9 protein-coding genes and 1 pseudogene are annotated in these 8,939 nt (G+C 36.3%); 7 read left to right on the top strand and 3 right to left on the bottom strand.

Annotated elements, in window-relative coordinates; all coding sequences use genetic code 11:
- Positions 1-63 precede the first annotated feature (63 nt).
- The 3 genes and pseudogenes from BTHG_RS24100 (at position 64) to BTHG_RS24105 (ending at position 3,148) form a co-directional block, all read left to right on the top strand.
- On the top strand, positions 64-633 hold the full coding sequence (locus BTHG_RS24100) for an RDD family protein (protein ID WP_010281903.1): 570 nt from the start codon (positions 64-66) through the stop codon (positions 631-633).
- 129 nt (positions 634-762) lie between these two features.
- Entirely contained in the window at positions 763-1,437 is a 675-nt protein-coding gene (locus tag BTHG_RS02410; protein WP_010281907.1) for an N-acetylmuramoyl-L-alanine amidase, read from the top strand.
- 122 nt (positions 1,438-1,559) lie between these two features.
- Positions 1,560-3,148 (top strand): annotated as a pseudogene (locus BTHG_RS24105) (long-chain-fatty-acid--CoA ligase).
- A gap of 75 nt (positions 3,149-3,223) precedes the next feature.
- On the opposite strand, the gene BTHG_RS02420 reads toward BTHG_RS24105, so the two are convergent.
- The gene (locus BTHG_RS02420) at positions 3,224-4,105 is read right to left on the bottom strand and encodes a DMT family transporter (protein ID WP_010281909.1); all 882 of its coding nucleotides are present in this window, start codon (positions 4,103-4,105) and stop codon (positions 3,224-3,226) included.
- 418 nt (positions 4,106-4,523) lie between these two features.
- Between BTHG_RS02420 and BTHG_RS02425 the strand changes: the two genes are divergently transcribed.
- The 4 genes from BTHG_RS02425 (at position 4,524) to nadE (ending at position 7,982) form a co-directional block, all read left to right on the top strand.
- Positions 4,524-4,802 (top strand): DUF1292 domain-containing protein, encoded by a 279-nt coding sequence (locus BTHG_RS02425; protein WP_010281911.1) that lies wholly within the window; start codon positions 4,524-4,526, stop codon positions 4,800-4,802.
- A gap of 258 nt (positions 4,803-5,060) precedes the next feature.
- Positions 5,061-5,609 carry a cysteine hydrolase family protein gene (locus BTHG_RS02430; protein ID WP_010281913.1) on the top strand — a complete coding sequence of 183 codons (549 nt, stop codon included), beginning with the start codon at positions 5,061-5,063 and terminating at the stop codon, positions 5,607-5,609.
- Positions 5,610-5,647: 38 nt separating this feature from the next.
- On the top strand, positions 5,648-7,117 hold the full coding sequence (locus tag BTHG_RS02435; protein ID WP_010281917.1) for a nicotinate phosphoribosyltransferase: 1,470 nt from the start codon (positions 5,648-5,650) through the stop codon (positions 7,115-7,117).
- Positions 7,118-7,163: 46 nt separating this feature from the next.
- Positions 7,164-7,982: an ammonia-dependent NAD(+) synthetase gene (gene nadE, locus BTHG_RS02440; protein ID WP_010281919.1), complete on the top strand. Its 819-nt coding sequence runs from the start codon at positions 7,164-7,166 to the stop codon at positions 7,980-7,982.
- A gap of 41 nt (positions 7,983-8,023) precedes the next feature.
- Here nadE and BTHG_RS02445 read toward each other — a convergent pair whose 3' ends face one another.
- The gene (locus tag BTHG_RS02445; protein WP_010281921.1) at positions 8,024-8,239 is read right to left on the bottom strand and encodes a hypothetical protein; all 216 of its coding nucleotides are present in this window, start codon (positions 8,237-8,239) and stop codon (positions 8,024-8,026) included.
- Between the two features lie 212 nt (positions 8,240-8,451).
- A partial coding sequence (locus BTHG_RS24110) for a DUF502 domain-containing protein (protein WP_010281924.1) occupies positions 8,452-8,939 on the bottom strand: 488 nt, incomplete at its 5' end.

Below are 8,939 nucleotides of genomic sequence, written 5' to 3' on the forward strand. Positions count from 1 at the left end.
TTCTTCCAGCGCATTGGCAATTACAATTATCATATTGTTTTTATTAAACTGGAGTTATTTTTCTTGCTTGAGTTTTTCGCTGGAGGTAAGACCATCGGTAAAAAAGTTCTCGGAATTCGTGTCATACAAGAAAACGGGCATAGTATTACACTGTTATCAAGTTTCATCCGCAATTTTCTGCGCATCATTGATTCTTTACCAGCATCCTATTTTTTAGGAATTATTATGATATTCTTTCATACTAAACATAAGCGAATTGGTGACCTTGTTGCGGGCACAATCGTCATCCATGAAAGACGAACAAAAAATCATAAAAAACCAAAACCACTAGAATTGGAAATTCGTAAACGTGGACTTGATAAAGATTCACTTCCAATCGACCAATGGGCATTAAAATCTTTTGGAAACAAGGAATGGAAATTGCTTCAAACTTATTGTCATCGTTTTCTACAATTGAAAGAGGATATAAAAGACAGAAGAACGAAGCAAATCGCAAATATTTTGTTACCAAAAGTGGGAATCGATGTAGCCGGAAAGACGTACGAACAATTAGAAAATGAGTTATTAGTCCTATATTTACTAGTAAAAGATGAATGGGAATTTGAATTTCAAAACGAGAATCTCCAACTTTAGACTGACATCCTATAAATTGCTATGTATAATGTATCTTATAGTTTACTAAACGAGACAAGCAATTCAAATACATATAGGTAATATGACCTAAAAACGATAGGATAAAGTTTGTTACAGGAGATACGAACCATGGAATGGAAAATGATTGGTATTGGCTGCTTACTCACCAGCCTATTATTCGGCTGTTCAATACAGGCCAAAGAAGCAAAAGTTGAAAATACGGAGGTAGAAGTGGCTACAGAAGAAATTATTACTACTGTCCAAAAACCATTGCCCCTTGACATTTCCGAGAAACGGACAAAAGAAATCACCCATCTTATGATTCATTTTATTAGTAATGCGGGGGTTAATCCGGCAGATCCTTATAATGTAGAAGATGTCTATTCTATTTTTGAGGAATACGGACTTTCCGTTCATTACCTGATTGATCGGGAAGGCACTATTTATAGCCTTGTTCCCGAGGACAGGGTGGCCTATCATGCAGGAAAAGGAAGCTTGTCTGATTTTCCAGAATACGAAAATAAGATGAATGAATATTCGATTGGAATTGAGCTTCTTGCAATCGGTACAAGGGAAGAAATGGTAAAGATTATACCAGAAAACATCTATAATCAAATAGATCCTTCATTGGCAGGCTATACGGATGCTCAATATCAATCACTTGAATTATTGATTACTACTATTTTAAAAAGAAATCCTTCTATTTTACGTGACAGAAACCATGTCATTGGACATGATGAATATGCACCTGGAAGAAAAACAGACCCTGGCTCACTATTTGATTGGTCAAAAATAGGTCTTTAAGGAAAACATCTACATTGAGTAGATGTTTTTTAAATTTTAAATTGTTTGAAAAGTATGTGAATATTACTTATAATGAAAACGTATGCAGGTTTGGTTTTATACTTATTAAGGGGGAATTGAATTTGTACGTACCTTTGCTTTTATCTCAATTTTTAGATCGAGCTGTCAAACTATACGGAAAAAAAACCGCTTTGATTGATGACGACAAAAGCTTTACGTATGCAGAAATAAATGAAAGAGTTAACCAACTCTCACGAGGATTAAACTATCTTGGAGTGAAAAAGGGGACCGTGTCGCATACTTAGCTCCGAATTCATCTGAGATGTTTGAGGGCTTTTACGGAGTATTTCAAGTCGGTGCCATCATTGTTCCGTTAAATACAAGATTAATTCCATCTGATTATGAGTACATACTAAACCACAGTGAAACAAAAGTTTTATTTGTTGATCATGAGCTGGTAGGACACATTGAGCCTATTCGTGAAAACTTAAAAACTGTTGAAAAGATCATTGTCCACGGGCAAAAAGGGGACATGGGGTGGACTGTTTCTTATGAGGAATGGCTGGCACGCTTTGAAAAAGCTCCAGTCGAACGACCTAAGTTAGATGAAAATGACATTGCTACCCTTTTATACACAAGCGGAACAACTGGAAAACCAAAAGGCGTTATGCTCTCACATCGTAGTAATTACCTTCATGCATTAACAACCATGCATCATCTTCGCGTATCAGACCGTGATACACTTCTTCATATATTGCCTATGTTCCATGTCAATGGTTGGGGATCACCTTTTTACTACACAGCAAATGGAGCCACACAGGTTTGCTTACGAAAGGTAAGGCCAGAGGAAATTTTTAGAAAGATAGATACCTATAAAGTTACCGTTATGCATATGGCTCCAACCGTTCTTAATTCGTTACTACAATATGCTGAATCAAGTGGATTTACAAAACAAGAACAAGATATTCGAATTGTTATCGCTGGATCAGCACCTCCACCTGCATTTGTTAAACGTGTGGAAGAGGAGCTAGAGTGGGAATTTATCCAAGTATATGGTATGACTGAAGCTGCACCTCTTATCACCACTTCCATTATTCGCAATACACAGAATGACCTATCTAAAGAAGAAAAATATCGTTTAAAAGCAAAAGCCGGGTATGAGTTTATTGGAGCAGAGGTACGTGTTGTCAATGAATTTGGAGAAGACGTAACCAAGGACGGGAAAGAAATAGGGGAAGTCATTGTCCGCAGTAACACTGTAATGGAGGGCTATTTAAATAATAAAGAAGGTACAGACGAAGTCATTCGCAATGGCTTTTATCATACAGGTGATCTGGCAATTGTAGATGCAGAAGGAAATATAGAAATTGCTGACCGTAAAAAAGACATCATAATCAGTGGTGGAGAAAACATTTCCTCCATTGAAGTTGAAAGTGCATTATACGATCACCCTGCTGTTTTAGAAGTTGCAGTAATATCAATACCACATAAAAAATGGGGTGAGACCCCACAGGCAATTGTTGTTAAACGTGAAGGCTATGATGTAACAGAAGAAGAGTTAATTGCTTTCTCACGGAGTCGTTTAGCGCATTTTAAAGCCCCTACAAAGGTTGTCTTCAAAGATGAACTACCCAAAACAGCATCAGGTAAAATCCAAAAAGTTCACCTTCGGAAGGAATATTGGCACGAAACAGAAAAATTTATTAATTAATAGAAAAAGCTAAAGGCACCTAGTGCTAGACATAGAGAAAGACCCCGTTTTCTAAAATAGAAAATGGGGCCTATTTTATGCGCCGAGCTTTTGGTCTACTTTTCTATCTTTAGCAAATGTCCAATTTACTAAAAAGATACCTAGAAAAATAAAGAGGGCACCGATATATACAAACCATTCTACAACTTCCTTTAAAAGCACCCATCCAGATAACACTCCAAAAAAAGGCGCTAAAAATAAGAATGCTGAGGTTTTTCCTGGGTCACCGGTATTTAGTAAATAAAACCAAATTGCAAATTGTACAATCGAAGCCATGATTGCAAGCCATAAAATAATAAAAACGGAAGTAGGAGTAATCGTTAAATCAGGTGTCTCAAGAGTCAAGCTCATCAAAAGGAGAAGAATGCCGCCAAACAACATTTGATAAGCCGTTAACACCCAAATATTAAAATTGGAACCCCATTTTTTAATTAACAATGTTCCAATCGACCAAGATATAGATGCTCCGAGGCCCAATAATATCCCAATTTCTAAATGTAGGTGAAAACCAAGGGTTATAAAGACTCCTGAAAACCCAATGACTACCCCAATCCAATGAAAAAGTTGATAACGAATTCCAAGAAAGATTGTACTTAAAATAACAACAAGTAAGGGATTGCTAAATGTAAGGATGGAAGACTCCCCTGCTGAAATCGTCCGAAGGCTTAAGAATATGCAGCCCATGACACCAGCCGTTTGAAAGAGCCCAATCGTAAAAATTCGTACCCAATCAAGAAACTTTTTGGGTAGTGGTTTTTTCCATACAAATAAAGCCATGAGAATACCTGCAATTGTAAAGCGTAAACCAACAAGAAGAAGGGGCGTTACATAACCTAATCCAATTTTACCAACCGCAAAAGAGGAACCCATTAACGCTGTAGTGGTCACAACTAACACACCAAATAGAAAAGGATTCATATAATGTCTCCCATTTTTTTCCTCATCATAACATAATTTCTAATTTAAAATACCATTTTAAGCAAAAAATAATAGAAAAAGGTAAGCAACGATTCGCCTACCTTTTCCACATCAATGAGTTTTACCTATACAGATTGAATATCCTTTCTACGCAAGAGCTGGGATTCGTAATAAATACTGAAGTCTAGCTGCTAGTCTTCTCACGAAAATTGTCAACTTTACGAATGAATAAAACAACTCTGGGAATAAGCGAAACAGAATATTCAATGTATATCCCTCCACATTGATATTTGTGAAAGTAAACCTTCCACAGGATTATTGTTTGCAAACCTCGAAATAATAATGTGTACAAGGTATGTTTTCTTTTGTACACTGGAAAGATAAAATAGTACATAACTCAATTGGGGAGGAAAAAATCATGGAAAAAGTAAAAGTTGGAGAAGTTTTTTCAATTAGTGATGAAACTGGCGAAGAGCAAGATGTTGAGGTACTTGGCGTTGTAACGATTGAAGGAACAGAATATGCAGCAGTTGGATTTCTGGAAGATTTAGAAGAAGAGTCTGAGGATGATATTGATATTTTCTTTTTAAAAGTGGATGAAGAGGGAGATTTCTCAGCAATCGAAAGTGACGAAGAATTTGATAAAGTATCTGCCGCTTTCGATGAAATATTTGATGAAGAATTAGACGAGGAATAATATGTAACTGATTTACTGTGAACCCCGGCTGTGGGGTTCTTTTCATTATTCTGCTATTTAAATCATTCATAAAACTACACATCCCAATTGAATGGATCCTAAGATTATACAAAAAAGTACAATTCTATTCAAAATTAAGCAGAATTCATATAAAATGGACTATAGTTAAAAAATTTTTTTCCACAGGAAGAAACATCGACCAAATTTAGCTTATCTTTTGATATGAAGTTAACAGTATGTCTATGAGGAGGAAAAAGTATGAAAAAAGCATTGTTAAATGTTGATTATACGAATGATTTTGTTGCAAATGATGGAGCTTTAACTTGTGGGGAACCAGGCCAAAAAATCGAAAAAGAAATAGTTCGGATTACTGAAGAATTTATTTCAAATGGGGATTTTGTTGTATTTGCAATCGATCTTCATAAAGAAGGCGATGAATTACATCCTGAAACTTTAATTTTCCCACCTCATAATATAGAAGATACGTCAGGGAGACTTCTTTACGGGGATTTACAAAGAGTGTTCAATGAGCAGCAAACAAATGCAAATGTATACTGGATGGATAAAACAAGATATTCTGCGTTTGCTGGTACAGACCTTGACATTAAATTACGAGAGCGTGGCATCACAGAAGTTCATATAGTTGGAGTTTGTACGGATATTTGTGTGCTTCACACTGCAGTCGACGCATACAATCGTGGATTTAAAATTGTCATACACAGTTCAGCAGTTGCAAGTTTTAATCAAGCTGGACATGAATGGGCTTTAGGCCATTTTAAAGACTCAATCGGCGCTGAAGTCCGTTAGAGTAAAAGCAATGGGTCATTTATTGGAGGGAATTTTGGATGAATAAGCATTATAAAGATGATAGTTTTGCACTACATACAGATCTATATCAAATTAATATGGCTGAGATTTATTGGAGGGAAAGCTTACATACTCGAAAAGCAGTATTTGAGGTAAATTTCAGGAAACTTCCATTTGGGAATGGTTATGCCGTTTTTGCTGGACTTGAAAGAATTATTCAATTCCTGGAGAATTTTGCATTTAGCGAAACGGATATTGCCTACTTAAGGGAGGAGGGCTATAGGGAGGACTTTTTAGATTATCTAAAAGATCTTCGATTTACAGGAACTCTTCGTTCAATGAAGGAAGGGGAAGTTGTTTTTGCAAATGAGCCTCTTCTTCGTATTGAGGGCCCTATTTGTGAAGTAGTTTTATTGGAAACTCCCATTTTAAATATTATCAACTACCAAACATTGATTGCAACAAAGGCCTCAAGGATTAAGCAGGTGGTTGGAGACCAAACTGCTATGGAGTTCGGTACAAGACGTGCACAAGAAATGGATGCAGCAATATGGGGGACGAGGGCAGCTTATATTGCTGGATTTGATTCAACCTCAAATGTTCGTGCTGGTAAATTATTTGATATTCCAATTTCCGGAACACATGCACATTCATTAGTACAAGCATATAGAGATGAGTATCAAGCTTTTAAACATTATGCAAGTACTCATAAAGATTGTGTTTTTCTCGTTGATACATATGACACATTGAAATCCGGTGTTCCAAATGCGATTAAAGTCGCTAAGGAAGAAGGAGACAATATTAACTTTATAGGGATTCGCTTAGACAGTGGTGACTTGTCTTATTTATCAAAGGAAGCACGAAAAATGCTAGATGAAGCAGGATTTCCAAACGCCAAAATTGTGGCATCCAATGATCTTGATGAACATACCATTATCAACTTAAAATCCCAAGGGGCGAAAATTGATTCATGGGGCATCGGAACTAAGCTGATTACTGCCTATGACCAACCTGCATTAGGTGCAGTTTATAAACTTGTCTCAGTTGAAGATAAAAATGGAGACATGGTAGACACTATTAAAATAAGCGGTAATCCTGAAAAGGTTTCAACACCTGGATTAAAGCGAGTGTATAGGATAATTAATAAGAATAGCCAAAAGTCTGAAGGAGACTATATTACACTCGAGCATGAGGACCCACAACATGAAGAAAGACTTAAAATGTTCCATCCAGTCCATACATTTATAAGTAAATTTGTTACAAACTTTGAAGCAAGAGAATTGCAGCACACAATTTTTGAAAATGGGAATCTTGTTTATGAAGTTCCAACTTTACAGGAAATCCGAGCGTACTTAAATAAAAATCTGGAATTACTTTGGGACGAGTACAAGCGTACAACAATGCCAGAAGAATATCCAGTAGACCTAAGTCAAGAATGTTGGAACAATAAAATGAAACGAATTGAAGAAGTAAAGGAAAATATTGAAGAAATGATTGGAAAGATTTAAACGGATTTTGTTGCGAAACGAACCATCTTCAATGGAGGGAGTTTTTATGAGTATTCAGCAACAGATTATGAGAGAATTACATGTAAAACCAACGATTGATCCAAAGGAAGAAATTAAAAGTAGAGTAAGTTTTTTGAAGGAATATGTAGTAAAAAGTAAGACAAACGGATTTGTGTTAGGTATCAGTGGTGGACAGGATTCTACTTTAGCGGGAAAGCTTTGTCAAATGGCTGCCAGTGAGCTTCGAAATGAAGGACATAAGGCGAACTTTTTTGCTGTTAGACTTCCATATGGTTTTCAACAGGATGAAGAAGATGCAAAGGCTGCACTCGCGTTTATTCAACCAGACCGTGAATTTACTTTTGATATAGCAACTACTGTTAATGCTTTTGTAACACAGTACAAACAATCAACATCTGAGGAAATCAGCGACTTCAATAAAGGGAATGTAAAAGCACGTGAAAGAATGATTGCCCAATATGCGATCGGTGGTATGCATAATTTATTAGTAGTTGGAACAGACCATGCCGCTGAAGCAATCACTGGCTTTTTTACGAAATATGGTGATGGGGGAGCGGACTTATTGCCGTTAACAGGGCTAACCAAACGGCAAGGTCGTGCTCTATTAAAGGAGTTAGGAGCAGAGGAACGTCTGTATTTAAAAGTCCCAACTGCTGATTTGTTAGACAATAAACCACAGCAAGCTGACGAAACTGAACTTGGAATCACATATGATCTTCTTGACGATTATTTGGAAGGAAAACAAGTTTCACCAGAAGTCGCTGAAAAAATTGAAAAACGCTATCTCATTACTAAGCATAAACGACATATGCCAGCAAGTATGTTCGATGATTGGTGGAAATAGTAGTAGGCCTGTTTCTAAACACTAGAAACAGGCCTTTTTTATTATCTTCTTCGTTTTTTGGAATCATCTACAGCTTTCTTCTTTACAATTTGATCCAATTCTACCTGGACATGGACATTTTTTTCATCAATATCGGTTATTTTGGTAACCTTGCCTTTGCGACCTTTTATTTTGATAACCTCTTCAACAGCAGGTATATTTTGCACCAGCTGAGTTAATAAAAGATTTTTGTTTTCAAAGTAATGGACAACATACATGCATATCACCTCAAATGAAATTCGTTATAAGGGCCCACATATTTATTTGATACTATATGTGTGAAATCTGTGTTGGTTCATAAAACGAAAATATTTTCTTACGCTCAGTAAGTTTAATGTAATATTATTATGTAAACTCAAAAACCAAAAAAGAACGTACTCAATAATTGAGAGTACGTTTACTCGTCATTAAAAGGGTAATATTTCTATTTCTATTTAGAAGTCATCCCACCAGATACAACAAATTTCATGGCATCCTCAGGCTTGACGTCAATAATTTCAACTTCATCCTTAGGCACAAGGAAGGTGAAGCCTGCAATTTGAAACGTTTGCTGAATATAAACAGCCACATAATCCTTTAACGGATCATAAAAGCTCTCCACATCTTCAGTCGTGATAAAACCAATTGCTTTCACATCCGTTCCAGGTATTGTTACAAGCGCAACCTTTGAAAATGACTTCTTTTCACCAAGAAAGGAGTTAAAAGTATCTTTTATTACCGAGTAAAGGGTTTTGATTAACGGAATCCTTTCTAATAACCTGTCAATCAAACGGAAAATTGCCCCGGCAAAAACTCTCGTTGATAACCAGCCAAAAATCGTAATGACAACTAACGTGAGCAGTAGCCCAATTCCAGGAATATAATCTTCTCTCAAATAGGGCTTCAAGAAGTTTCCTAAAATTCCATCTAAAAATAAAA

The sequence above is a fragment of the Bacillus timonensis genome, from assembly GCF_000285535.1.
GTDB classification, from domain to species: domain Bacteria; phylum Bacillota; class Bacilli; order Bacillales; family Bacillaceae_L; genus Ferdinandcohnia; species Ferdinandcohnia timonensis.

Excerpts from the sequence above, each read along its gene's own strand:
- BTHG_RS02410 (WP_010281907.1), top strand. The coding sequence starts at position 763 with ATGGAATGGAAAATGATTGGTATTGGCTGCTTACTCACCAGCCTATTA.
- nadE (WP_010281919.1), top strand. The coding sequence starts at position 7,164 with ATGAGTATTCAGCAACAGATTATGAGAGAATTACATGTAAAACCAACG.
- BTHG_RS02425 (WP_010281911.1), top strand. The coding sequence starts at position 4,524 with ATGGAAAAAGTAAAAGTTGGAGAAGTTTTTTCAATTAGTGATGAAACT.
- BTHG_RS02435 (WP_010281917.1), top strand. The coding sequence starts at position 5,648 with ATGAATAAGCATTATAAAGATGATAGTTTTGCACTACATACAGATCTA.
- BTHG_RS02430 (WP_010281913.1), top strand. The coding sequence starts at position 5,061 with ATGAAAAAAGCATTGTTAAATGTTGATTATACGAATGATTTTGTTGCA.
- BTHG_RS02445 (WP_010281921.1), bottom strand. The coding sequence starts at position 8,239 with ATGTATGTTGTCCATTACTTTGAAAACAAAAATCTTTTATTAACTCAG.
- BTHG_RS02420 (WP_010281909.1), bottom strand. The coding sequence starts at position 4,105 with ATGAATCCTTTTCTATTTGGTGTGTTAGTTGTGACCACTACAGCGTTA.